Annotated in this window: 1 protein-coding gene; it reads right to left on the bottom strand. The window is 35.0% G+C overall.

Translation table 11 applies throughout. From position 1 onward, the window contains the following. A partial coding sequence (locus ACODS7_RS32760; protein ID WP_488828737.1) for a condensation domain-containing protein occupies positions 1-295 on the bottom strand: 295 nt, incomplete at its 3' end. Between the last annotated feature and the right edge of the window lie 88 nt (positions 296-383).

Below are 383 nucleotides of genomic sequence, written 5' to 3'. Positions count from 1 at the left end.
AATCGTAACAGGCTATTTCAACTTGTACGTCTTCCCGCATCATTTGTTTAGGACCTTTTGGTGTATTGATAATACACATTTGTAAAGCGGCATGCTTATTAACAATATATTGCAATGCTTTTTGTAATCGCTGAACGTCTAAATCTCCTTTTATTTGAATAGAAACGGGCTCATGATATAAACCTGTTTTCTGCTCCATTTCATGTGCGAGCCATAATACCTTTTGATTTTCTGTCAGAGGGTATTGTGGCTGGACAGCTACATAAGAGTCTCCTATTGTTTTACTTGTACTCATGTGATTCCTCCTCAATAGTATGTAAAAATACGGCCGATGACATCATAGCACATATATGTGAGAAAAATATGAAATACAAATATAAAAT

The sequence above is a fragment of the Bacillus sp. FG16 genome, assembly GCF_057809515.1.
Note: the sequence above shows the minus strand (reverse complement) of the source record. Positions and strands in the feature narration are given on the sequence as shown.